At 57.0% G+C, this 23788-nt stretch carries 26 protein-coding genes and 1 pseudogene; 11 read left to right on the top strand and 16 right to left on the bottom strand.

Going from position 1 to position 23788, the window contains the following annotated elements; genetic code table 11:
• Window positions 1-11 precede the first annotated feature (11 nt).
• Window positions 12-215, top strand: a complete 204-nt coding sequence (locus AC4OVU_RS03545; protein ID WP_003856610.1) for a YbdD/YjiX family protein — start codon at window positions 12-14, stop codon at window positions 213-215.
• A gap of 10 nt (window positions 216-225) precedes the next feature.
• Window positions 226-1179 (top strand): GTPase, encoded by a 954-nt coding sequence (yjiA, locus tag AC4OVU_RS03540; RefSeq protein WP_017694566.1) that lies wholly within the window; start codon window positions 226-228, stop codon window positions 1177-1179.
• A 55-nt stretch (window positions 1180-1234) separates the two neighbouring features.
• On the opposite strand, the gene AC4OVU_RS03535 is transcribed toward yjiA, so the two are convergent.
• Window positions 1235-2593, bottom strand: a complete 1359-nt coding sequence (locus AC4OVU_RS03535) for an esterase-like activity of phytase family protein (protein ID WP_129541589.1) — start codon at window positions 2591-2593, stop codon at window positions 1235-1237.
• A 411-nt stretch (window positions 2594-3004) separates the two neighbouring features.
• Between AC4OVU_RS03535 and AC4OVU_RS03530 the strand changes: the two genes are divergently transcribed.
• The gene (locus AC4OVU_RS03530; protein ID WP_006810254.1) at window positions 3005-3550 is read left to right on the top strand and encodes a YfaZ family outer membrane protein; all 546 of its coding nucleotides are present in this window, start codon (window positions 3005-3007) and stop codon (window positions 3548-3550) included.
• Window positions 3551-3731: 181 nt separating this feature from the next.
• On the opposite strand, the gene AC4OVU_RS03525 is transcribed toward AC4OVU_RS03530, so the two are convergent.
• The gene (locus tag AC4OVU_RS03525) at window positions 3732-5102 is read right to left on the bottom strand and encodes an NAD-dependent succinate-semialdehyde dehydrogenase (protein ID WP_015572583.1); all 1371 of its coding nucleotides are present in this window, start codon (window positions 5100-5102) and stop codon (window positions 3732-3734) included.
• Between the two features lie 153 nt (window positions 5103-5255).
• Between AC4OVU_RS03525 and AC4OVU_RS03520 the strand changes: the two genes are divergently transcribed.
• The gene (locus tag AC4OVU_RS03520) at window positions 5256-6008 is read left to right on the top strand and encodes a helix-turn-helix domain-containing protein (RefSeq protein WP_039271800.1); all 753 of its coding nucleotides are present in this window, start codon (window positions 5256-5258) and stop codon (window positions 6006-6008) included.
• 38 nt (window positions 6009-6046) lie between these two features.
• A complete protein-coding gene (locus AC4OVU_RS03515) occupies window positions 6047-6685 on the top strand; it encodes a LysE family translocator (protein WP_017694569.1) in 639 nt (212 codons plus the stop codon).
• Window positions 6686-6713: 28 nt separating this feature from the next.
• On the opposite strand, the gene AC4OVU_RS03510 is transcribed toward AC4OVU_RS03515, so the two are convergent.
• Complete coding sequence (locus AC4OVU_RS03510) at window positions 6714-7016, bottom strand: BrnA antitoxin family protein (RefSeq protein WP_017694570.1); 303 nt, start codon at window positions 7014-7016, stop codon at window positions 6714-6716.
• Window positions 7003-7290 carry a BrnT family toxin gene (locus AC4OVU_RS03505; RefSeq protein WP_015572580.1) on the bottom strand — a complete coding sequence of 96 codons (288 nt, stop codon included), beginning with the start codon at window positions 7288-7290 and terminating at the stop codon, window positions 7003-7005. Before AC4OVU_RS03505 ends, AC4OVU_RS03510 begins: the two co-directional genes overlap by 14 nt.
• A 169-nt stretch (window positions 7291-7459) precedes the next feature.
• Between AC4OVU_RS03505 and AC4OVU_RS03500 the strand changes: the two genes are divergently transcribed.
• On the top strand, window positions 7460-8731 hold the full coding sequence (locus tag AC4OVU_RS03500) for a DUF445 domain-containing protein (RefSeq protein ID WP_110292470.1): 1272 nt from the start codon (window positions 7460-7462) through the stop codon (window positions 8729-8731).
• Here AC4OVU_RS03500 and AC4OVU_RS03495 read toward each other — a convergent pair.
• The 6 genes from AC4OVU_RS03495 to AC4OVU_RS03470 all read right to left on the bottom strand — a co-directional run bounded on the left by AC4OVU_RS03495 (window position 8728) and on the right by AC4OVU_RS03470 (window position 13252).
• Window positions 8728-9804 (bottom strand): DUF2955 domain-containing protein, encoded by a 1077-nt coding sequence (locus AC4OVU_RS03495; RefSeq protein ID WP_015572578.1) that lies wholly within the window; start codon window positions 9802-9804, stop codon window positions 8728-8730. The two genes, AC4OVU_RS03500 and AC4OVU_RS03495, sit on opposite strands and share 4 nt — an antisense overlap.
• On the bottom strand, window positions 9794-10861 hold the full coding sequence (locus tag AC4OVU_RS03490) for an HlyD family secretion protein (protein ID WP_026080654.1): 1068 nt from the start codon (window positions 10859-10861) through the stop codon (window positions 9794-9796). The genes AC4OVU_RS03495 and AC4OVU_RS03490 overlap by 11 nt, the downstream gene beginning before the upstream one ends.
• Complete coding sequence (locus AC4OVU_RS03485) at window positions 10858-11328, bottom strand: MarR family winged helix-turn-helix transcriptional regulator (RefSeq protein ID WP_015572576.1); 471 nt, start codon at window positions 11326-11328, stop codon at window positions 10858-10860. The genes AC4OVU_RS03490 and AC4OVU_RS03485 overlap by 4 nt, the downstream gene beginning before the upstream one ends.
• 149 nt (window positions 11329-11477) lie before the next feature.
• Entirely contained in the window at window positions 11478-12197 is a 720-nt protein-coding gene (locus tag AC4OVU_RS03480; RefSeq protein WP_110292471.1) for an ArsR/SmtB family transcription factor, read from the bottom strand.
• On the bottom strand, window positions 12190-12513 hold the full coding sequence (locus AC4OVU_RS03475; protein ID WP_015572574.1) for an antibiotic biosynthesis monooxygenase family protein: 324 nt from the start codon (window positions 12511-12513) through the stop codon (window positions 12190-12192). The genes AC4OVU_RS03480 and AC4OVU_RS03475 overlap by 8 nt, the downstream gene beginning before the upstream one ends.
• 259 nt (window positions 12514-12772) lie before the next feature.
• Window positions 12773-13252 carry a carboxymuconolactone decarboxylase family protein gene (locus AC4OVU_RS03470; protein WP_491928621.1) on the bottom strand — a complete coding sequence of 160 codons (480 nt, stop codon included), beginning with the start codon at window positions 13250-13252 and terminating at the stop codon, window positions 12773-12775.
• Window positions 13253-13354: 102 nt separating this feature from the next.
• On the opposite strand from AC4OVU_RS03470, the gene pdxR reads away from it, so the two are divergent.
• Window positions 13355-14743 carry a MocR-like pyridoxine biosynthesis transcription factor PdxR gene (gene pdxR, locus AC4OVU_RS03465; protein WP_047637749.1) on the top strand — a complete coding sequence of 463 codons (1389 nt, stop codon included), beginning with the start codon at window positions 13355-13357 and terminating at the stop codon, window positions 14741-14743.
• An 85-nt stretch (window positions 14744-14828) separates the two neighbouring features.
• Here the strand turns inward: pdxR and AC4OVU_RS03460 are convergent, their stop codons facing one another.
• Window positions 14829-14990 carry a DUF1127 domain-containing protein gene (locus AC4OVU_RS03460; protein ID WP_015572572.1) on the bottom strand — a complete coding sequence of 54 codons (162 nt, stop codon included), beginning with the start codon at window positions 14988-14990 and terminating at the stop codon, window positions 14829-14831.
• Window positions 14991-15166: 176 nt separating this feature from the next.
• Between AC4OVU_RS03460 and AC4OVU_RS03455 the strand changes: the two genes are divergently transcribed.
• On the top strand, window positions 15167-16582 hold the full coding sequence (locus AC4OVU_RS03455; RefSeq protein WP_032668118.1) for an aminotransferase-like domain-containing protein: 1416 nt from the start codon (window positions 15167-15169) through the stop codon (window positions 16580-16582).
• A gap of 76 nt (window positions 16583-16658) precedes the next feature.
• Here the strand turns inward: AC4OVU_RS03455 and foxA are convergent, their stop codons facing one another.
• From foxA to AC4OVU_RS03440, 3 genes are all read right to left on the bottom strand, one after another.
• Window positions 16659-18767, bottom strand: a complete 2109-nt coding sequence (gene foxA / locus AC4OVU_RS03450; protein ID WP_103557149.1) for a ferrioxamine B receptor FoxA — start codon at window positions 18765-18767, stop codon at window positions 16659-16661.
• Between the two features lie 121 nt (window positions 18768-18888).
• On the bottom strand, window positions 18889-19845 hold the full coding sequence (locus tag AC4OVU_RS03445; protein WP_017694577.1) for a helix-turn-helix domain-containing protein: 957 nt from the start codon (window positions 19843-19845) through the stop codon (window positions 18889-18891).
• Window positions 19846-19980: 135 nt separating this feature from the next.
• Window positions 19981-20214, bottom strand: a complete 234-nt coding sequence (locus tag AC4OVU_RS03440) for a DUF2171 domain-containing protein (protein ID WP_003863067.1) — start codon at window positions 20212-20214, stop codon at window positions 19981-19983.
• Window positions 20215-20433: 219 nt separating this feature from the next.
• Between AC4OVU_RS03440 and AC4OVU_RS03435 the strand changes: the two genes are divergently transcribed.
• A complete protein-coding gene (locus tag AC4OVU_RS03435; RefSeq protein WP_015572568.1) occupies window positions 20434-20619 on the top strand; it encodes a hypothetical protein in 186 nt (61 codons plus the stop codon).
• Between the two features lie 38 nt (window positions 20620-20657).
• Here the strand turns inward: AC4OVU_RS03435 and AC4OVU_RS03430 are convergent, their stop codons facing one another.
• Together AC4OVU_RS03430 and AC4OVU_RS03425 are read right to left on the bottom strand one after the other, a co-directional pair.
• Entirely contained in the window at window positions 20658-21779 is a 1122-nt protein-coding gene (locus tag AC4OVU_RS03430) for a ribosomal protein uL16 3-hydroxylase (RefSeq protein WP_023303029.1), read from the bottom strand.
• Between the two features lie 134 nt (window positions 21780-21913).
• Window positions 21914-22519, bottom strand: a pseudogene (locus AC4OVU_RS03425) (ATP-dependent Clp protease proteolytic subunit); the annotation flags it as partial.
• Window positions 22520-22604: 85 nt separating this feature from the next.
• On the opposite strand from AC4OVU_RS03425, the gene AC4OVU_RS03420 reads away from it, so the two are divergent.
• Window positions 22605-22991, top strand: a complete 387-nt coding sequence (locus AC4OVU_RS03420) for a VOC family protein (protein WP_017383871.1) — start codon at window positions 22605-22607, stop codon at window positions 22989-22991.
• A 179-nt stretch (window positions 22992-23170) separates the two neighbouring features.
• Entirely contained in the window at window positions 23171-23788 is a 618-nt protein-coding gene (locus AC4OVU_RS03415) for a response regulator transcription factor (RefSeq protein ID WP_103270104.1), read from the top strand.

Raw genomic sequence — 23788 nt, 5'->3', positions numbered from 1 at the left:
TGGAACCCTCAATGTTTGGTAACTTAGGCGAAGCAAAAAAATACCTCGGTCAGGCGGCGAAAATGCTGATTGGCATTCCGGACTATGACAACTACGTTGAGCATATGAAGACCAACCATCCGGATAAGCCGTACATGACCTACACTGAATTCTTCCGCGAGCGTCAGGAAGCGCGCTACGGCGGAAGTGGAGAAGGCGGCGTCCGCTGCTGCTAAAGGAGAAACCATGACCCCGATTGCCGTTACCCTGCTGACCGGTTTCCTCGGCGCCGGTAAAACTACCCTGCTGCGCCACATTCTGAACGAGCAGCACGGCTTCAAAATCGCCGTCATCGAAAACGAATTTGGCGAAGTCTCCGTTGACGATCAGCTGATTGGCGACCGCGCCACCCAGATCAAAACCCTGACCAACGGCTGCATCTGCTGCACCCGCTCTAACGAATTAGAAGACGCCCTGCTGGACCTGCTCGACAGCCGCGATCGCGGTGACATCGACTTCGACCGTCTGGTGATCGAGTGCACCGGCATGGCCGACCCCGGCCCGATTATTCAGACATTTTTCTCTCATGAGATCATTTGCCAGCGCTACCTGCTGGACGGCGTCATCGCTCTGGTGGATGCGGTCCATGCCGACGAGCAGATGAACCAGTTCACCATCGCCCAGTCCCAGGTTGGCTACGCCGACCGCATCCTGCTGACCAAAACCGACGTGGCGGGTGAAAGCGAAAAACTGCGCGAGCGCCTGACGCGCATCAACTCGCGTGCGCCCATTTACACGGTGACGCATGGCGATATCGATCTCGCTCAGCTGTTCAACACCAACGGCTTTATGCTGGAAGAGAACGTCACCGCGAAACCGCGCTTCCACTTTATGTCCGACAAGCAAAACGACGTGGCGTCGATTGTGGTTGAGCTGGACTACCCGGTGGACATCAGCGAGGTCTCCCGCGTGATGGAGAACCTGCTGCTGTCGTTTGCCGACAAGCTGCTGCGCTATAAAGGGATGCTCTGGATCGACGGCGAGCCGAACCGCCTGCTGTTCCAGGGCGTGCAGCGCCTGTACAGCGCCGACTGGGATCGCCCGTGGGACGATGAAGCGCCGCACAGCGTGATGGTGTTTATTGGAATACAGCTGCCGGAAGAGGAAATTCGGGCAGCGTTTGCGGGGCTGAAGAAATAACCGCACCGATTATCCCCTCTCCCCCGCGGGGAGAGGGTTAGGGTGAGGGGGAAACTTATTTCAACGCCTCCGGCAGCGTCACAATCCACAGCTCGCTGTCGGACTCCGGTTTCTTCAACGGCTTCACGCTGAGGGTGGTTTCAACCGGTTTGTCATCCAGCTTCAGCGCCCCCTGCGCGTTCACCCGATAATCCTTGAGCTTCTTGCCTTCGACTGGCTTCTGCATCGCCACCTTCACGCCAAAGTCATTATCGTTCGCCACTGCCAGCGTTTTGCTGTCAATCAGCGCCAGCCCTTCGGCCTTTTCCTGCTGCCAGCCCAGCGCACGCAGATCGACCACCTGCGTTTTTTCCGCAAGCGTGATGCCGCGCTGCGCCAGCGTTTTCTCATCATCAAACTCCGGGTATTCGCCCGGCTTGTCGAAGGCCGCCAGATCGCTCGCCTTGCTCAGATCAACCCTGTAGATGAGGTTACGCATTGCGTCATTTTTATCCTCGCCCTGTTCAATCAGCAGGATGGTGTGGTTATCCAGCGCCACTATGTCGCCGATTTTGGCGTCGCTGTTTTTGCTGTAGGCCGCGCTGTCGACAGGGTAGCCGTACATCGCGGTTTTCCCGGTCGCCGGATCGAAGCTCACCAGACGCGTAAACAGCGCCTGTTTTTTGCTCTTCCCGTCGATATCCAGCGTGCTTTGCACGGCGGCGATAATGCGTCCGTCCGGCATGCGGGTCAGCCCTTCAAAGCCCCGGTTTGCCTGACGCCATTTGATAACGTTTGGCAGACCGCCCGCGATGGATTTCTCCCCTTCCGTCGCCTGCGGACCGTGGATCGCGAGGATTTTCCCTTTACTGTCGACGTTAATCAGGAACGGGCCATACTCATCGCACAGCCAGTAGCCGCCCTTCCCGTCCGGCGTGATGCCTTCCGTATCCAGCCCGCGGTTATCGCCTTTCAGCACTTTTAAGGTGTCGCTTAGCGCGACTTCATTGGTAGATCCAATCACGCCGCTTTGCAGCGGCAGGCCGTTGATCTCGCCTTTATCATCATGCAGCGGTCGCGCGTCCACGGCCTCCGCTTTGCCGTTTAGCACACGGATCGTCATCAGCAGCGGGGCGAAATCCGGGGTAACAAAGATTTTGGCATCGTTTTTCCCCATTTTTGGCGAATCCGCGTTAGGACCGCGATCGGTCACGGTCGCAAACGTCAGCGCATCGCCCTGCTTGCCCGTGAATAACAAACCCGAACCCATCCCCACCGGGAGCCCGTTCGGGAATGCGCTGGCAAACGCACCGCTGTATTTGACATGCGCGCCTTCGGGAAAGCTGACGACGTAGCGCTCCGCGGTTGGCTGTGCCGCCAGGCCAGAGAAAGAGAGCGCACAACCGATTAGCACAGGAATAATTTTTCTTTTCATATTGTTAGCATCCAGTAAGTGAAGCCAACAACGTAATGAAGAAACGTGTCAGAAAAATGACATGTAATGGCAACGAAGCGGCGCGTACGGACGTATATCAATCACCAGAAATGTAAACCTCTGTCTTTATCTGTGTCAGCTGAAATACTTTTGGAAATTATTAGAAACCCAATTAATTCATGGCGAAGGACTATTTGCGCCTCGTTCATTTTACGTTTAGCCAGGAATGTAAACTGTCCCTAAACGCGAATGTATTGGACATTGACGATTTGCCATATAAACAATTCATCAACATTTACCATTCAAAAACCCAACACAAACAGCATATAAATGCGAGACCTATCACATTTGCAGTCATAAACATCGCTTGTTAAGGTGCCCTCAGATTAATTTAATGACGAGGAAACACTCATGAAAAAACTTAACATCCTGATCCTTTCTGCTCTGACCGCCGTATCGGGCTCCGCACTGGCCATGGGTGGCAGCATTGAGCAGGGTAAAAACTTTACTAACCTCAATCTGGAAATGGGGAAATCCTCATCCGGCCTGTATGCGGAGAGCAACTGGCTGAAAAACACCGATGACGGCACCCAGACCGGCGGCGTTGGGGCAGGCTACAACCTGGAAGTGGGTCCGGTGATGCTGAATGCTGGCGCGAAAGCCATCTACATCGGCCCGAAAAAAGGCGATAACGGCGTGGCATTCCCGATTGGCGGCGGCGTTAACGTTGCGCTTACGGACAGCATTCACGTGTTTGGTGAAGGTTATGTGGCGCCAGACGGCCTGAACAACAGCGTGAAGAACTATGTTGAAGCTAACGGCGGCGTAAGCTGGACGCCAGTCAAACCTGTCACGCTGAAAGTGGGTTATCGCCACGTGAGCGTAGACGGTAAAGACGGTCGTCCAAACCACACGCTGATCGACGGTGCATATGTAGGCGGTGGAGTGTCCTTCTAAGCCTGTTTGCGCGTTTCGCCCGGCGGCGCTACGCTTGCACGGGCCTACAATGAAGGGTGCAATGTATTAAAATTATTGCACATTGATTGTAGGCCGGGTAAGCGCAGCGCCACCCGGCAAGAAAGGCGATGCGACCGTTAATAAAAAACCTGCCGGATGGCAGGTTTTTTTTATTACCGCATTACTTGCGAACGACCACCAGCTTCTGGTTCACAAACTCTTTGATCCCCAGGTCCGACAGCTCGCGTCCGTAACCCGAACGTTTTACGCCGCCGAACGGCAGCTCTGCCGCAGTGTCGGTGAGCCAGTTGATGTATACCATCCCGGTCTCAATGCGCGACGCCATTTTCTTCGCGCGCTCGATGTTCTGGCTGAACACCGCGCCGCCCAGACCGTAGTGGGAATCGTTAGCCAGTGCGACCGCTTCGTCGTCGCTTTTCACCACGTAAACCTGCGCTACCGGACCGAAGAACTCCTCGAAGTACGCCGGGTTATCACGCGAGATATGCGTCAGGATGGTCGGCTCAAAGAAGCTTCCGTCACGCTGAACCGGCTTGCCGCCATGGTGCAGCTTCGCGCCATTTTTCACCGCCTCGTTAACCTGTTTAGTTAGCGTCTCCAGCGCGTCTTTGGATGACAAAGGCCCCAGCGTGGTGCTTTCGTCCAGCGGATCGCCAATTTTCACCTGCTTAAACGCCTCGGTGAATTTGCTCAGGAAGGCGTCTGCAATCTTTTCATGCAGGATAAAGCGCTTCGCCGCGGTACAGACCTGCCCGGCATTGTTCAGCCGCGCGTTAACGCCGATCTTCACGGCTTTATCCAGGTCGGCATCGTCCAGCACCACGAACACGTCGTTCCCGCCCAGTTCCAGGGTCGATTTTTTGATGTGCTTCGCAGCCTGTGCCGCAACCACGCTACCCGCTTTTTCTGAACCGGTCAGCGCCGCCCCCTGTACGCGATTGTCGGCGATAATGTTCGCCACCTGTTCGGACGAGATAAACAGGTTGGTCCACGCCCCTTCCGGCGCGCCCGCTTCACGTACCAGCTGTGCAAAGGTCTCTGCACAGTGCGGCACGATGCTGGCGTGCTTGGCGATCACCGGGTTGCCCGCTGCCAGGTTTGGCGCCAGAACGCGCATCAGCTGATAGTACGGGAAGTTCCATGGCTCGACGGCCATCAGCACGCCGATGGGGTGATGTTCAACCCATGCTTCCCCGAGTTCAGAGTCATACTTCACCGGGGCCAGGAACTGCTTCGCGTTGTCCGCATAGTAGCGGGCGATTTGCGCGCACAGCTTCACTTCGCCGCGGCTTTGTTCGATGAGCTTACCCATCTCCTGACTGGCGATTTTCGCCAGATCCTCCACGCGTTCGTCGATCAGGTCCGCCAGCTTATGCAGCACCGGCAGGCGCTGGCTTATGTCGCCTTTCGCCCAGTCGGAGTGATAGAGCGCATCGGCTGCCTTCAGCGCCGCTTCAACGTCTGCGTCAGTGTGAGAGGGATATTCTTTGATGAGCTGGTTCGTGGCAGGATTTACTGTCTGGTAAGCCATATCGAATCTCCTTGTTTTACCGCTTAGGGTATTAAGGGTAGTCAATCTGACTGGCTTTGAAGGTAAAGTTGGGTATATACGGAGGGTTCTTAACAAGACGCTGCCAGGCGATGCGCAGACATGGTATAAAAAATGCTCATCAATGGAGTTCCTATGACCGATACCCGCCACATCCGCCAGACCTTTAACCGCGCAGCAGGCCTTGAGCTGCGCAGTACGTGGCAAAGCACCCGGGCATATAAACGTCATTGCCATCCACAGCTCTCCATCGGCGCGATTGTGGAAGGCCAGACCTGCTGCGTAAGTCATGGCAATGCGTACGTTCTTGATCCCGGTGATCTTATCGTGATCCCGGCTTATGCCCCGCACAGCTGCAACCCCGTTGTCGGGAAGCCGCGCAGTTACCATATGCTCTATATCGACACCGATCTTCCCCTGGCGCTACAGGTTATTCGCGATCCCACGCTCTTTAAGCACTTTCTTGCCGTTGTCGGGACGATGTCCTCCGCATCCGTGGAGACCCTGCTTTCTGCCCTTCCCCGTTGCGCGGGTGAGATGAATGCACCTCGCTCAACCAGTCAGCAGGTTCAGCAGGCGTTACTCTCCGACCTTACCGCACCGCCTTCCCTTGACGAACTCGCCCAACGATTCTCACTGCGCAAGGAGACGCTAATCCGCACTTTCAGGCAGGATACCGGCCTGACGCCGGGCAGTTTCCTCAACATTTCGCGCGTGGAGTACGCCAAAGCGCGGCTGCGCGCGGGGGATGATATCGCCGACGTGGGCTACCAGAGCGGGTTTGCCGACCAGAGTCATTTTCATAAGACCTTCGTGAATTATACCGCTGCCACGCCGCGCCAGTACGCCACGGGCCGATCAATATCAGACAATAATCAGGATACGTAACGTCGTAAGGTGACCTCAGATTTGTCACTGAGGTCGCTATGGAACTGTTATTTCCCTCCGCCTTTCTTGCCCTGGCGCTGGCGCATTTTGTTGCCCTGTTAAGCCCGGGCCCGGATTTCTTCCTGCTGGTAGGCTACGCCGCCCGCTACCGGCTGCGCGGCAGCGCCGGATTGTGTCTCGGCATCGCAGCAGGTAACGGGTTGTATATCTTACTGGTGATTATCGGCTGGAGCGCGCTGCGCCAGTTTGGGTGGCTGTTTACGCTTATCGAACTGTCCGGCGCGCTGTACCTGCTGTGGATTGGCTCGCATCTTGTGCGCAGCCGCCCGCAGCCGCTGGCGCTGGAAGAAACCCGCCAGCGCTGCCCTTCTCTGCGGAAGCAAATCCTGCTGGGGCTGGGTTCGGCGCTGTTAAATCCCAAAAACGCGTTGTTCTACCTGGCGCTAATGACAGCGTTACTCGGGCCGGACGTCACACTGCTTCAGCAGGCGACCTGCGGCGTCTGGATGGTGATGGTGGTGCTGGTATGGGATCTGGCGCTGATATCGCTGATGGGGTTACCGGCGGTTCAGCGAAAGCTCAGCCGTTCGCTCTGGCTGATAGAGCGCACGGCAGGGGTGGTGTTGATGGGGTTTGGTGGGTGGGTGCTGTGGCGGGTAGTGGCAAATATCCTCTGAGAGAAAAGGCAGCCTGACGCTGCCTGTGTTATTTTTTGTTCTGATCGCGCAGCATCGCCTCGCGCAAAATGGCATTAAGCCGCGTCTGGTAACCTTTCCCTGGCCGTTTAAGCCACTCCATCACGTCGGCGTCAATGCGTACTGATGCCTGAGTTTTGAGCGGTCGATAGAATTTTCCCCGCACGGCACCGGCCCAGCGATCATCCTCCGTGGCCGGTATATCGCTGTAATCAATTTCCCTGTCGGGTTTATCCGCCAGCGCTTTGAGTTCAGCCTCCCGGCGGGCACTCACTTCCGGTGCACTACCGCGTTTATGTTTAACGATGCTCATAACGCCTCCTCTCTTTACGATCCGCTTTACGCGCACTGATGATACGTATGATTTCATCCCCGCTTTCAAAACGTACCGTGTGCGCGACCAGAATGACAATAACGCCCTGTACAAGACCAATGGTTTGCCAGCGAAACTCCCCGTTTTCATAACGATCCTGAACAGACAAATGGCAGGGATCGTCAAAAACCAGAACTGCATCTTCAAAACGAATGGCGTGTTTTTGCAGATTGCTTTTCGCCTTATTGCTATCCCACTCATACTCTATAGGCATAGTGTACCCTTCCCTGATTGTATATACAAAAAAGCATATACAAACAGAGCAGTATTTGAACAAAAAAGATAATGTTTTGATTTGATTTCTGAAGGAGCATTCCAGAAAGTGAGATGACTGGCCTCGTGCAGCTTTGCACTTTTCCCCCGTATCCCTCTATCCTTAACCCATGGAAAAACATACCGAACTCAAACGCGCCAAGCTTCTCGCGCTGTCGCTGCTGCTGATTGCCGTCGCAGCGTTTATCACCACTCTGTTCCTGCCGCAAACCTTCTGGGTGCGCGGCGTAAAGACCATTGCCGAAGCGGCGATGGTCGGCGCGCTGGCGGACTGGTTTGCCGTTGTCGCGCTGTTCCGCCGGGTGCCAATTCCCTTTATCTCGCGCCATACGGCGATTATCCCGCGCAATAAAGACCGCATCGGCGACAATCTCGGCCAGTTCGTGCAGGAAAAGTTTCTCGATACGCAATCCCTTGTCGATCTTATCCGTCGCTACGAGCCCGCACAGATGATTGGGACCTGGTTCAGCCAGCCCGATAACGCCCGGCGCGTGGGGCAGCATCTGGTGCAGGTGATGAGCGGTTTTCTGGAACTTACCGACGATGGACGCATTCAGCGCCTGCTCAAACGCGCCGTGCACAAGGCTATCGACAAAGTCGATCTAACCGAGACCAGCGCCGTCATGCTGGAAAGCATGACCAAAAACAACCGTCACCAGGTGCTGCTGGACGCCATCATCAACCGCCTGATTACCCTGATTCAGCGGGAAAGCACGCGGGAATTTATTGCCGACCAGATCGTCCACTGGCTTAAGACCGAGCATCCGCGCAAGGCGATGGTGCTGCCCACCGAGTGGCTGGGCGATCAAAGCGCGGAGATGGTGTCGAACGCGGTGAACACGCTGCTGGACGATATCAGCCACGACCGCACGCACCAGATCCGTCAGGCGTTTGACCGCGCCACGATCAAGTTCATCGACAATCTGAAAAACGATCCGGAGATGACGGCGAAAGCCGAGAATATCAAACACTACCTGAAGAATGACGAAGCCTTTAACCGCTATCTGGGGGAAATGTGGGCTGACCTGCGCCAGTGGCTGAAAAATGACATGCAGAGCGATGATTCCCGCGTGAAGCAGCGTATCGCCAACGCCGGGCTGTGGTTTGGCGAAACGCTGACCAACGACGCCAGCCTGCGGGCGTCGCTGAATGAGCATCTGGAGCAGGCCGCGCACCGCGTGGCGCCGGATTTCGCCGCGTTCCTGACGCGCCATATCAGCGACACGGTGAAAAGCTGGGATGCCAAAGACATGTCACGCCAGATAGAACTCAATATCGGTAAAGATCTTCAGTTCATTCGCGTTAATGGTACCCTTGTGGGCGGAACAATTGGCCTGATCCTGTTTCTGCTCTCGCAACTGCCCGCCATGCTGGGGCATTAATCCGCTTTTGGCGGCGCGATAACGTAGCGCGTCGCCTCGAAGCGGTTCAGGATCAGGTGCACCAGAAAGACCATCGTCAGCGTGACCACCAGCGCGAAGGTGACGGAGGTGATGCGGTACAGATCGCTGAACACCAGGTCGCTGTCCGGGTGCATGTTCTGCCCGAACATAATGCCGATGGTGGTGATACTGGCGAAGCCTACCCCGGCGCCGACCTTCTCCATTACGTGCAGACGCGCGCCAAACGCCAGTCCAAGGCCAATCAGCGGCATCATCAGCAACATATGGCTGCTGTGATCGTAGAGGATAAGCTGGACGACAAGGATATAGAGACACCCCAGCACCACGCCGACCACGCGCCAGATGGAGCTGATAACCGATCCGCGATAGTGCATCGGGAACAGGATCAGAATGCCCGCCATCAGCGCCGAAAGCGAATCGCTTAAGTCGCTCATCTGGAACACCACGAAAATCAGCGTCGCCACGGTGCCCGAGAGCAGAGACTCGTGGCGCACGCGGGCGTCATCTTTCTCGATCAGCGGCGGCGGCTTACGCGGCTCCACGTCCGGCAGCAGGTAGTTCATCAGCGCGCTCAGGCACACCGCCATCACGCTCGCTTCGATGTTAGAGAATAAAAGCGTGTGCCAGTTGGTGGTGGGGTAGCTCATAAAGTTGAGCATCACGCTCTGGCAAACCACGCCCATCGAGCCGAACAGGAACAGCGGCCCCTTACTCATAAAGCGAAAACGCATCACGTACAGGGCAAACACCACCAGCGTCATAATGACCGGCCACTGGGACAGATAGCCGATGATAAACACCATTTCGATGCAGTTCAGCGAGGCGCTGAAGATAAACTGCTTCGCCACGTGGCGGTTAAACACCGGCACCAGCGAGAGCAGCATGATCGGATAGACCACAAAAAACACGCCGTAGCTGGTGTTGTAGAAACTCGAAATACTGAGCGCAATCATCCCGGCAAAGACGATACGCAGGGTCTGGCGAAAGTCGTTTGCCGTATAGACGATGTTGCCGTGCGGGGTAAATACCCGCGCCAGGGTGCTAATAGACATAGTGAAGCAGGCTAACCAGATGGATTTGCATCCCGGAGAAGAATCGCGCAAACGGCCCTTCGCTATTGTAGAGCTGCACGGTGGCGCGCGCGCCGGTCGGCAGCGACTTCGGTAAGGCTTCGTCCAGCGCCACGTGAATGCGCATACGCTGGGCATCACGCACCCAGCGGTTGGAGGTTTCCGGTTCAGAAAGTTGACCGTTTACGGCCTCCTGTCCGGCGAGGATCCCCGCGTCGCTGCTGGTGACGTGGGCACGGAAAACTTGCCCCGGGAAGGCGTCGAACACCACGGCGGCGTCGGTCCCCTGGTGGGTATGCCGCAGGCTCTTCTCGCGGAAATCCGCCACGATATCGATCCGGGTGTTCACCAGCGCCAGCGCAGCCGAACCGGACGAGGCGTAAAAACCGGGGCTTAATTGCAGGTTACTGACCGTGCCGTCCGCCTCGGCGTAGACCTTCGTCCAGCCAAGATTCAGCTCCGCTTCATCCAGCGCGTTACGGTATTTTTGCAGCGTCACGTTGCGGTGCTCATCCCGCTCGCCGCGCTGAATGCGCAGGTTATGAATATTCGCCTGAATCGAGCTGACGGACTGCTCGCTGCTCTGCCAGGTGGTACGGACCTTATCCAGATCCGCCTGCGACACGCTCTGCAAGGTACTCAGTTTCTGGTAGCGGTCGAAGGTAACTTTGTCATTACGCGCCGTCAGCACCGCGGTTTTCAGGCTGGCCTGCGCCGCGGCAATCTGCGCGTCCAGCTGATCGTTAGACAGACGCGCCTGTTCCAGCGCAATCTGCGCCGCTTCGACCTTATTGCGAAACGGCGTGGCGTCGAGCTCAAACAGCAGATCGCCTCTCTTAACCTGGCTATTGTTGTGGACATGTACCGCCGCCACATACCCGGAGACGCGGGCAGACACCGGGGTCACCACGCGCATCACGGTGGAGTCCGGCGTCAGCGGGATCCAGATATCCGCGACGATAAAGTAGACAAACATCAGCAGGAAAGAGGCAATACTCACCCTTACCCAGCGGGCAAACTTTTGTTCAGGAGTCATTATTTTTCGGTCTTATTATCTTCTTCGCGGATTGTCCGCAAATTGCAGGCGATTTGATTGAGTGTGGCGCTGAAAATATCGAGATGTTCCGGCGCGATGTTTTGCGATACGCGCGCCTGATACGTCTCAATCACCTGAGAGAGCCTTTCAAGAATGGCTTTTCCCTCAGGCGTCAGCGTCAGCAGCCGGATACGCTTGTCATACGGCGAGACGGTGCGCAGCAGGTAGCCCTGCTTTTCCAGCTGTGTCAGCGTACGCATTAGCGGAGGCAGTTCAATCCCCTGCACTTCCGCCAGCTCGCTGACCGAGACGTTATCCCCAAGTTGATGAAGCTGCATCATCACCGTCCAGCTCGACTGGGTTAACCCGGTGTCGAGAATGGCGTCGTCGATGACTGCGCGCCACTGACGCACGATCATCGCCATCCGCATGCCCATCGGCCTGCGGCTAAACAGATCTTCTTCACTCATGGGGAATCCTCTCGTAGTACGCCATTACGATAATAGTTATCAGGGTAAGTATCAAGAAACGAGAAGTTAAAGCGCAGGAATTGCGAAACGATGTTCTCCCTCTCCCTATGGGAGAGGGTCGGGGTGAGGGCATCAGCCCGCAACGGCGTTTAGCGGCTAAAATGCTTCCTGACGGCACTTTTCCCCGAAGCCGTCACCACCACCTCCCTGTACCCCGCCACCCGCTGGATCCAACCTTTGCTTTCCATGTGGATGAGCAGCGCCGCGCCGGCCTCTCCCCCCAGATGAAACCGCCGCTCGCTCCAGTCCAGGCAGGCGCAGCACGCCTTGCGACGGGTATTGGGATTTAACGGAATACCAAGCTTCAGAAACTGCTCGCGGCCATGTAGCGTGAGCGCTGAACCGTCTGCCTCAAGCCAGCCTTCCGCCTGCATGAATTCATAGATATGCACCGCCACCGTTCCGGCAAGATGGTCGTAGCAGGTTCGTGCTTCGCGCAGGGCTTTTGGCGCGGAGGTTTCCGGCGGCGTGATGCGGCTCCAGGAGAGCCCCATCATCTGCTCGACAAGCGCCGCCACGTCGTGTCCCGCCAGGCGATAGTAGCGATGCCGCCCCTGAGACAGGCAGGTAATCAACTTTCCCTCCACCAGCCGCGCTAGATGCCCACTGGCGGTCGACGGCGCAACGTCTGCCGCCACGCTCAGCTCTGTAGCCGTCCACGCCCGCCCGTCCATCAGAGCACAGAGCATCTTCACGCGCGACGGATCGGCCATTGCAGCCGCTACAGCGGCAATGGCCTTTTCCAGCGCCACCGCAATTTCACCCAGCTCGCCGGGCCTGTTGTCGAAAATCACATGAACGTCATACATGCGCGTGCCCTCCCGTTTCGGAGCTGTACTCCCGCATCAGCTGCGCCACGCGAATACGGTAGAAAGAAAAAATCGACGCCCGGCCTTCGGCCTGCGCGGCCTGATGGAAGACATTCTGCTTCCAGCGGCGGACGGCCTCTTCATCCCGCCACCAGGAAAGGGACAGGATTTTGCCGTCGGTCGTCAGGCTCTGGAACCGTTCGATATCAATAAAGCCGTCGATATCGGCCAGCAAAGGCTTAAGCTCTGCGGCAAGTTGAAGATAGCGCGCCTGATGCGCCGGTGCAGCTTTAGCTTCGAAAAGGACTGCGATCATGAAGGTCTCTCCGTTGTGATGATATGGAGAGAATGCGGGACTAATGGTGTGGATGCTTCGGTATGGAGCGAAGTGTTTGCCGGATGGCGCTGCGCTTATCCGGCCTACGGTGTTTTGTAGGCCCGGTAAGCGCAGCGCCACCGGGCAGGGTTTAACCCACAATCGACCTCGGCTCCATAAACGCCCGAATCCCCCACTCGCCATCGTCACGTCCCGCCAGGCTTGCGGGCGCTGGTGGCGATAATCCGCGAGCGCGGGATTACTTCAGGTTAGCCTTGTTCAGCCCATATGCCGCATCCAGCGAGCCCGGCTCCATGCGGGAGGTAATGCCCAGGCGGTTCCAGGCGTTGATCGCTACGATGGCGAAGTTCAGCTCTGAAATCTCCACGTCCGAGAAGTGCTCCGCCACGCTGCGGTACAGCGCGTCGCTCACGCCGTGAACGCCAATCTGGGTCAGCGCTTCGGTGAAGGCCAGCGCGGCTTTCTCGCGGGCGCTGAACAGCGGCGACTCCCGCCACGCCGCCAGATGGTACAGGCGCAGCTCGCGCTCGCCGGCAATTTTGGCCTCTTTCGAATGCATATCCAGGCAGAAGGTACAGCCGTTCAGCTGCGAGACGCGAATGTCGATCAGGTGCTTTAGCGCCGGATCAATGGAGGTTTTCGCCACTTCCATGCTCAGGGCGGAAAGCGCGTTGGCGAGTGCAGGTGTGGCTTTGTGGTGGTTTACGCGGGTGCTCATTGTCTTTCCTCTTTTTTGTGCGGTTTTTATCATGCGATGAGGCAAATCTACGCCGTTAATGACATAGTAAAAAGACACAAAAAACCTGAAATGAGGTAGGACATGAAGCCAGGCTATCACGACATTTATACCCGCTATCGCGATAACATCACGCGCGGCGTACTGAAGCCCGGCGACAAAGTGCCTGCCATCCGCGTGCTGGCTGAAGAGCTGAAGGTGGCGCGAAAAACCGTTGAAACAGCCTATGCCATTCTGACGGGGGAAGGATATCTGGTAAGCCAGGGTGCGCGCGGGACGCGGGTGAATCCGGATCTTCTGCTGCCCGCGCAAAACGCTCCGGCAGAACAAGCGACCGGCACGCTGCCGGCGTCGTTGATTAGCCAGCGCGAACGGGCCGGTTTTCTGCGCCCCGGCATTCCCGCGCTCGACAGCTTCCCCTATAAAAAATGGCTGCTGCTGGCAGGCCAGGCGACGCGCGCCATGCGTCAGGATGAAATGCTCAACCCGCCGGTGCTGGGCTGGTATCCGCTGCGCGAGGCAATTGCCCGCTATCTCAATATCTCGCGCGGGTTGTCCTGCACCGCAGAACAGGTGCTGATCACCAGCGGCTACAGCGGCAGCCTGCGCCTGATCCTCGACACGCTCGCCAGCCGCAGCGATAAGGTGGTATTTGAGGATCCGGGCTACTTTATGGGCCAGCAGTTGCTCAAGCGCATTGTGCCCCGCCTGCACACCGTGCCGGTCGATCGCGCAGGGATGGATACGGACTACCTGCTGCGTAATCACCACGATGCCCGCTTCGCCATCGTTACCCCGTCGCACCAGAGCCCGCTGGCGGTGACGCTCTCCCTGCCGCGCAAGCAGCAGCTGCTCGACTGGGCGTCACAAAACGAGGCGTGGATTATCGAAGATGACTATGACGGCGAATTTCACTACACCCGCAAAGTGCTGCCGTCGTTGAAAAGCCTCGACCAGCATGACAGGGTGATCTTTATGGGCACCTTCAGCAAAACCATCATGCCTTCACTGCGCATGGGCTACGTGGTGATGCCCGCCAGCACCGTCGGCGCGTTTACCGACAGCGCGGACATCCTCACCAGCGGCCAGCCGGTGCTGACGCAAAAGATCCTCACAGCCTTTCTCAACGAGGGGCATTTTTTCCGTCATCTGAAAAAGATGCGCGCGCTCTATCAAACCCGCCGCGACTGGATGATTGCCGCCCTGCGTGAGGTCTATGGTGATCTGTTCTTCACCGAGCAAAACGACGGTGGAATGCATATTGTCGCGTTCCTCGCAAAGGGAAGCGCTGACCGGGAGATCGCCCGCTGCTGGCAGGAACAGCAATTGCAGGTCAATGCGCTTTCGGCGTGGTATCGCGGGTCGGGCAAACGCTACGGGCTGGTGATGGGCTATAACAACGTGCGGTCATATCAGGAGGCGGTTGAGCTGCTGGAAAGGCCGAAACGGCAGACGCTTACGCTGTTGAGCTGAAAACCGCCGGGTGGCGGCTGCGCCTTACCCGGCCTACGGTCTCCTGTAGGCCCGGTAAGCGTAGCGCCACCGGGCAACCCTATGCTCACACATCATATCGCGATAACCCGACGTCCTTGAGCTGCTCGTCGCTCATCTGGCTCAGAATACGGCGGGTACGGTTGATGCGATACCAGTTACGCAGCGTTTTCGCTATCCAGACAAACGCGATAAACGGACGTTTTGAACGATTCTCGTAGAATTCCATGATGCTCTCCTCGCTGTGCCAGTGGAGTTATCATCATGGAAAACGGCCAGTACAATACAGATTCAAAAACCGCTTTTGTTTACCATACAGATCCGCTAAAACGGTATCTGCATGGTGGTTTACCCATCAATCTGTACTGGTTTAATGCTCTGTATGGTGAAAAAAAAGGATACAGCATGACGCGCTATCAACATCTGGCCAACCTCCTGGCGGAACGTATCGAACAAGGGCTGTATCGCAGCGGTGAACGTCTGCCGTCGGTACGCACGCTGAGCCAGGAGCACGGCGTGAGCATCAGCACCATACAGCAGGCCTACCAGATCCTCGAAAACCGCCAGCTGATTACGCCTCAGCCGCGCTCCGGCTATTTTGTCTCGAAACGCAAAGCCCAGCCGCCCGTCCCGGCGATGACGCGCCCGGTACAGCGCCCCGTGGACGTCACCCAGTGGGACGAAGTGATGATGCTGCTGGACGCCCGCGCCGACAAAGAGATGATCTCCTTTGGCGGCGGCTCACCGGACATTAACCAACCGAGCCTGAAGCCGCTGTGGCGTGAGATGAGCCGCATTGCGCAGCATAATCCGGGCGAAATGCTGAGCTATGACGTGCTCGACGGGCGCCTGGAGCTACGCGAGCAAATCGCCCGTCTGATGCTGGATGGCGGCTCCACCGTGGCGGCAAACGAGATTGTCATCACCAACGGCTGCCACGGCGCGCTGTCGATCGCTCTGCTCTCGGTGTGCAAGCCGGGTGACATCGTGGCAGTCGAGTCACCATCGTTTCACGGCACCATGCAGATGCTGCGCGGCTTTAACATCAAGGCCATTGAAATTCCCACCGATCCCGAGACCGGGATCAGCATCGAGGCGTTAGAGCTGGCGCTGGAGCAATGGCCGATCAAGGCGGTGATCCTGGTGCCGAACTGCAATAACCCGCTCGGGTTTATCATGCCGGAGTCTCGCAAGAAGCAGGTCTTAGCCCTGGCACAGCGGCACGATATCGTGATTGTTGAGGATGACATTTACGGCGAGCTGGCGGCGGAGTACCCGCGTCCGCGCACCATTCATTCTATGGACATAGATGGCCGCGTGCTCTTATGCAGCTCGTTTACCAAAACCGTGGCGCCGGGCCTGCGCGTCGGCTGGATCGTGCCGGGGCGCTATTACGACCGGGTGATGCACATGAAGTACGCCGCGGGCGGGTTTAACGTGCCGGGCACGCAGATGGCGGTGGCGGCGTTTATTCGCGACGGCCATTACCATCGCCACGTGCGCCGTATGCGTCAGATTTATCAGCAGAATATGGAAACCTATACCTGCTGGGTGCGGCAGTATTTTCCGGCAGAGATATGCGTCACCCGCCCGCAAGGAAGCTTCCTGCTGTGGGTTGAGCTGCCGGAGACGGTCGATATGGTGTGCGTCAGCAAGCAGCTGTGCCGTCTGAAGATCCAGGCTGCGGCCGGGTCGCTGTTTTCTGCCTCCGGGAAGTACCGCAACTGCCTGCGGATCAACGTGGCGTTGCCGCCGACGGAGAAGAACCGCGAAGCGCTGAGGAAGATGGGCGAGGCAATTGTGATTGCGATGGAGGAGTAGTGCGGCCTGTTGCCCTCACCCCAACCCTCTCCCAAAGGGAGAGGGTGGAAACCGCCACCGGGCAATGGTCAACGACTCAGAACTTCCACGAAACGCTGCCCACAATGCTGCGTTCTGCACCGAAGTAGCAGTAAGAGAGCGAGTTACACGCCGCGACGTAGCTTCTGTCCGTCAGGTTATTGACGTTCAACTGCGCGCTCACGCCCGTGAGCCCCACTTTCGACAGGTCATACCCCACGGTCATATCCACCAGCGTGTACGACGGAAGCGTATGGGTGTTCTGGCGATCGCTGGCGATCCCGTTGACATAGCGCACGCCGGAGCCGACGGTCAGGCCATCCAGAGGGCCGGTTTTGACGTCGTAACTCAGCCAGGCGCTGGCCATGTTACGCGGGGCATAAACGGCGCGCTTGCCCTCCTCTTCCGGGCTGCTCTTCTTGTAGCGAATATCCGTGTAGGTGTACGCGGCCTGCATACGCAGGCTGTCGGTCAGCTGACCAATCGCCTCCAGTTCAACGCCTTCGGATTCGATTTCACCGATGGAACGGTACGGATCGGTCGGCTCCTCTTTAGTGGCAATGTTCTTCTGGTTAATGCGGAACACCGAGGCGCTGAACTGGCTGTTCATCCCCTCCGGCTCATACTTCACACCCGCTTCCCACTGCTTGCCCTTCATCGGATCCAAAATGTTGCCCTGCTCGTCGGCAAAGCTGGTCGGCGTAAAGGCGGTAGAGTAGCTGACGTACGGCGCGACGCCGTTATCAAACAGATACAGCAGCGCCGCGCGGCTGCTGAAGTTATTTTTATCCAGATCGCTGCGGGTGTGGTTGAAGTTGTCGACGTTCGACACGCTCACCTGGTCGTAACGCCCGCCCAGCGTGAGGCGCCAGCGGTCAATGGACATCTGATCCTGTAGGTAGTAGCCGGTCTGGCGCAGCTTGTGTTTTTCCCTGCTGTACTGGGTGATGTAGTCCGGCTTCGCGCCGTAAACAGGATGGAAAGCGTCAATCGGCGGGAAGCCGCCGTAGTAGCCAGTGACGTTGTTGGTGCGGTCCTGGTAGTCCATGCCGATCAGCACGCGGTGGTTTACCGCCCCGGTATCGAAGCTGCCGTCGACCTGGTTATCCAGGGTGATGGCGTTCATCTTCTCGTCGGAGCCGGAATAGCCGCGGTTCAGCTCGGTGTCATTCAGCCAGCCTGCGGCATACACCTGGTTCAGCTCGACTTTGGTGTGCAGGTAGCGCAGCTTCTGGCGCACGGACCAGCCGCTGTCAAACAGGTGCTCGATGTTATAGCCGACCATGTTTTCCCGACGATCGTACTTGTCGTAATCGTCCTCGCCCTCGAAGAAGGTGTTGGAGATTTTCTTACCGCTGTGCGGTACAACGGTGCCCTCATATGGCAGGCCGGAGTGGCTGCCGCCTTCCGGATCGCGGTGCAGGTAGGCCATCAGATCCAGACGGGTGTTGTCGGTGATACGCCAGGTCAGGCTCGGCATCAGGGCGTAACGCTCTTCCTTCAGCGGATCGAACTGGGAATCGGCATAGCGGGTCATCCCGCTGAGGCGCACCGCCACGCGGTCGTTATCATCAACCGGGCCAGTGACGTCGAACATCGCCCCACGCTGGTTATTGTTACCGGCGAAGAGCTTGATCTCCCCGCCAGGATCGAACGATGGCTTACGGGAGGTGAGCGCCACAATCCCGCCCGGCGATGAGCGACCATAGAGCACGGAGGCCGGACCGCGCACGACTTCGATACTGTCCAGGAACCACGGGTCAACCACCAGCGAGCTGTGGGAGTTGGTGTCGCCCATCATCTTCAGGCCGTCGAGGTAGACGTTATCCAGGCTGCCGTCCGAGAAGCCGCGCAGCACCATGTAGTCAAAGCGGTTTGACGCCCCGATCTGGTTGCTGTAGACCCCCGGCGTGTAGCTCACGGCCTGACGCACGCTGGTTGCGCCCTGCTCTTCGAACTGCTCGCGAGTGACGATAGAGACCGACTGCGGGGTTTCAATATCCGGTGTTTCAAGCTTGGTGGCCGCAGACTGCATCTGCGAGGTCACCACCACGGTGTCAGTTTTTTGGGCATCCTGCGCCAGTAAAGGAAAAGCAACGCTACCGGTAACCCATCCCACCAGCAGTGCCAGACGCGATTTAACAAACATAACCCTCTCCAGAGATATTTCTTATTGTTAATAAGAATTATTACCTTTTTGAGAGTGCAAACGGCTATGCGTGCCGCCAGGTTACGTATGCGCGATGCTAAACCACACGAAATGCATTCGCGCGACAGGAGAAATTACGTTAGCGGAGTTTGCGCACGTCCCCCGGTGAAATCCCGTAATGACGACGAAACGCGGTGGCAAAGTTGGTGGCATGCTGATACCCGCACATCCAAGCCGCCTGCTGCACGCTGTGGCCTTCCAGCAGATAGCGGCGCGCCAGCGCAAGGCGACAGTCGCGAAGGTAATCGAAGAGCGTGCAGCCGTAGCGCTGACGGAACTTGCTGCGCAGGCTGCTTGGGCTCATTGCGGCAAGGGCTGCCAGCTGCGCGAGAGTATGATCCCGTTCAGGAGACTGTTCCAGCAGGCTCCGCACGCGTTCAAGACGCGCATGCTCAGGCCGGCGCGGGCAAGGCTGCTGGCGCTGGTTGAGGCCATGGCCGAGCAGCTGATACATCAGCCCCTCCAGCAACAGCTTGCGTGAGAGCACGCTTCCCCCCTGCCGCTGCGCATGCAGAATACCTGACATCACAAACTCGGGAACCTGCCAGACAAACGCGGGTGCATTCAGGCTTTGCCATTCCAGAAGCAATGACTCAAGCAGGGCTTCACGTCCGGCATCGTGCGGGTAGACGCCAAACGAGAGCGTTTTCAGCGTGCTGTCGGCATCGTGACGCGCGCTCATCACCTGATCTTCACTCAGACGTGAGCTGAACGCCATGCCCGGGCGGACGGGATAATTGATACCATTGAGCGTGAGCGTGACGCACCCTTCCAGCACCACCAGCATATAGAGCGGGCTGCTGTGGCGAGAGGTGGTTTCATAGGGCTGTAATACACGTACGTCGGAGTGGGTCAGCGAAATGCCGGACGAGAGCATCATCTCTTCAACATTCCCCTGCAACACGGGGCTACCGCTGACCTGCGCCTCTTTTAACTGGGGGAAACGGTAGTCGATGCCGTAGCGCTCGCCGAATACCTGAAAATCTTCAACAAAAAATATGCGTTTCGCTGATCTATTTTCACTCTGGAGCATCATTCGGGGCCTGCATTAGGGAAAGGACAGGCAAAACAGTACCATCCATTTGTAATGGCAGCAATCACCGGGCGCAGACACTATTACGCTCCGGACGAAGCCGGAGCGAAGGCATATATTTCCTTGCGAGAAATATATTTATGCTTCCTGCCACTCAGCAAAAACCTCTTTATGGTTTTTGGTCAGGACAACTTTATTATCTTCGACCTTATCAACCCAGCCGAGAGGAATAAAGTGGTGCTTGCCGCCCGATTCCGGATCGCTCTTCGCAAGCTTGATACGCTCACCATCAAGATGGTCCACAACCCCGACGTGCGTTCCGCAGCTGGCGACAACCTGAGTGTGATCCTTAATTGCGCTTTTATCTACCATAATTATTCTCCTGTTTCGGTTATTTGCCTGTTGCACGAAATTAACTGTAGCGCATAAATTCAGGCTTAAACGTCTTATTAGCATTTTGAAACATCATTGACAGAACCGAATATTAAGTCTACTTAACGCCGAAATGAAAAAATAAGAATGAGATGAATTATTACCGACTGATTATTTCCCGTTCATAATTAAATTATCGCAACCAACGAGGAGGTATTTATGACGATTCGCAATAATCGGGCAGAAATTTCACTGGCTCTTGGTGAAGCGGTTTTAGACATCGTGCAAAAAGGCCATGAAGTATCGCGAGAAAATCTTGCCCGGGCGATGAAAATCAAAGCGGAGAAAGAGCGCGACGATGAGCGGCTTCTTAACTACTGGAAGGCCTGTAATATGCTGGTCTGAACCTGGCGGCGTTTAGCCTGACTAAACGCCGCCTGCTGTTACTCGTCGAAGAACCAGTAGCCCTGGTTAATCAAACCGGTCAGCTCTTCCACAAACGCCGGATTATTCAGCGCATCGCCCAGCTCAGCCTGGCCGAGCTCGGTGAAGCGGCACAGCGCATCCGCACCGTTCACATCCGCCGTTTCCAGCTGTTCGCTGTTGATAAAGACGCTGCCGTTGATGTTCAGCACGCGCAGCCCGCTCAGGCGGGAGAGCGTTTCGCCCCCTTGCAGCGCGTCGAGCACCTCTTCTACGGAATACGGCGGCTCGGCGGCGGCAATATCCAGCTCGTGACGCGGCGTGGAGACGAAGCTGCCAAACCATTTCGTAAAATCATCTGGCTTGCTAATCATGTCGATCATCATCTGGCGAATGCGATCGAGCTCGTACTGCTCCACGCGGCCAGGGTGTTCGCGGCAGGTCAGATCCGGATCGCTGTAATGTTCGCCGCCCAGATCGTTCTCCAGGGCGTAGTCGGCAAAGCTGCTGATCAGATCGCGACCGTTCGGCCCGCGGAAACCGACAGAGTAGTTGAGCGCGGTTTCATGGGTGAAGCCGTCATGCGGGAATCCAGGCGGAATGTAGAGGATATCGCCCGGGGCCAGATCTTCGTCGATGATCGGCTCAAACGGATCGACATGCAGCAGGGCCGGATGCGGACAGAACTGACGCATCGGCAGCTTGTCCCCCACGCGCCAGCGGCGGCTGCCCATCCCCTGGATAATAAACACATCGTACTGATCGATATGCGGCCCAACGCCGCCACCCGGGACGGAGAAGGAGATCATCAGGTCATCAAGACGCCAGTCCGGCAGGACGCGGAACGGACGCACCAGCTCTGCTGCGGGCATATGCCAGTGGTTCACCGCCTGCGCCAGCAGGGACCAGCCGGTTTCACCGAGGTTATCGAAATGCTCAAACGGGCCATTGCTCGCCTGCCACTTGCCGTTAGCATGGCTTACCAGGCGGCTATCAACTTCCGGCTCCATAGCCAGACCCGCCAGTTCATCAGGGGTAATGGGGTCGACAAAATTCGGGAAGGCATTTTTCAGCACAACGGGTTGTTTTTGCCAGTATTTTTCAAGAAATTCCGGCCAGTTCAGGTTCAGTTGATACGCCATGGGTAGCACCAGTGAGAGGGGAGACAGGCGCGATTATAGAAGAGACAGCGAGGGGGGAACTTGTCATGGGTCAATCGAGCGCGCGTAGGTCGGGTAAGGCGAAGCCGTCACCCGACGCACACGCCGGCTTAAACTTAATCCAGGTTCAGCTCGTCATAATGGGTAATCAGTTTACCCACGATGCCGTAGTCCAGCGCTTCCGCCGGTGACATCCAGAAGTTACGGTCGGTGTCTTTCTTCACTTTCTCCAGCGGCTGGCCGGTGGCGTCAGCAATCAGCTTGTTCACGCGCTCCAGCATGCGGATGATCTCGCGCGCTTCGATTTCGATATCCGTTGCCTGACCGCGCACGCCGCCCAGCGGCTGGTGGATCATAAAGCGGGTATTCGGCAGAGCGTAGCGGTGCTCTTTTTTCGCCGCCAGGAAGATGGTGATCCCGGCGCTCGCCACCCAGCCGGTGCCGATCACATGCACTTCCGGACGGATAAACTTAATGAAGTCGTGGATGGTGTCGCCCGCTTCTACATGGCCGCCCTGACTGTTGATGTACAGCTTGATCGGATCGTTGCTGACGCTTTGCAGCAGGATCATCTGAGTGATGACCTTCTGGGCCAGCTCCTGGTTAATCTCTCCGGAGATGACAATCGAACGGGATTCCAGCAGTTTTTGCTGTAGAGCGCCCGCGCCGTTTGTTCCTTCCGCTTTTTCCTTGTCGCTTTCTTTCAGTGTGTAGTGCATTGTTGTTTCCTCAGCTTGTCGCGCTCAAAACCAGAGTGTAGCCTGTTTTACCGGTGAAAGTCCTCACAGACAAATAACGAGGGATCTTATGAATATTGCACATGTCGCACTCTGGACCCGCAGCCTGGACGCGCAGGTTCAGTTCTGGGAAACGGTGTTTGGCGGCCGCAGTAATGACCGCTACGTCAGCAAAAATCGTCCGGGGTTTAAATCTCACTTTATTACCCTGGATGACGGGCCGACCATCGAGCTGATGACGCTGCCGGGCCTGCCCAGTGCACCTTCGCACCCGGAATTTGTCGGCTGGGCGCATATCGCCATCAACGTCGGCAGCAAAGCGCAGGTGGACAGTATGGCAGCGCAGGCGCAGGCAAGCGGCTCCCTGCTCAGCGCCCCGCGTATGACCGGGGACGGTTTCTATGAAGCGGTGATTGCGGACCCGGACGGCAACCGTATTGAGCTTGTCGGTGCATAAAAACAGCGTTTCGTTCCTTCATCGCCTCCGCTCAAGCTCGCTATACTTCATATGGTTATCATATTGCTAAATGATAATGATATTTAATGTGTTAAGATGAAAGTCAGCATAAACAGTCTCTTACGTAGCCATAGTGACTGTTTACATCCTCGACATTTAAATCAACACCGGGGCGGTGAATGGAACACATTGTTTATGTGGTTGATGACGATGACACAGTCAGGCAGTCCGTTGTCAGGCTGCTGGAATCTGCGGATATACATGCCCTTGGCTTTTCCTCAGCAGAAGCCTTTCTCAGCCATCCCTTTGAGGATCTGCCCTCCTGCGTGATCCTCGATATGCAAATGCCCACGATAACCGGGTTTGATGTCGCAGATGCGCTGAAAGACAGCGGGCGGGAAATACCGATCATCTTTCTCACCGGCCACGGCACCATCCCTATGTCCGTCCGGGCGATCAAAGGCGGGGCCTACGAATTTCTCACTAAGCCCGTTGAATCCAGCGCGCTCATCGGCTCCATCGAATCCGCGCTCAGGCTGGCACAGCACAACGCCGCCCGCGTCAAAGAGTACTACGCCCTGAAACAGCGCCATCTGTCCCTCACGCCGCGCGAGCATGAGGTGCTTGAGCTGGCCGTCAGCGGCAAGCTCAACAAGCAGATCGCCGCCGAGCTGGGCGTCAGTGAGATTACGGTGAAAGTGCACCGCCGCCGGGTGATGGAGAAAATGCAGGTCCGCTCCGTGGCTGAACTGGTCAGGGCCGTCGAGCGCCTGACCAAACATCAGCCAGCGGAATAA

This window comes from Enterobacter sp. 6722112, assembly GCF_058661685.1.
This window is presented reverse-complemented; position numbering and strand designations above follow the sequence as displayed.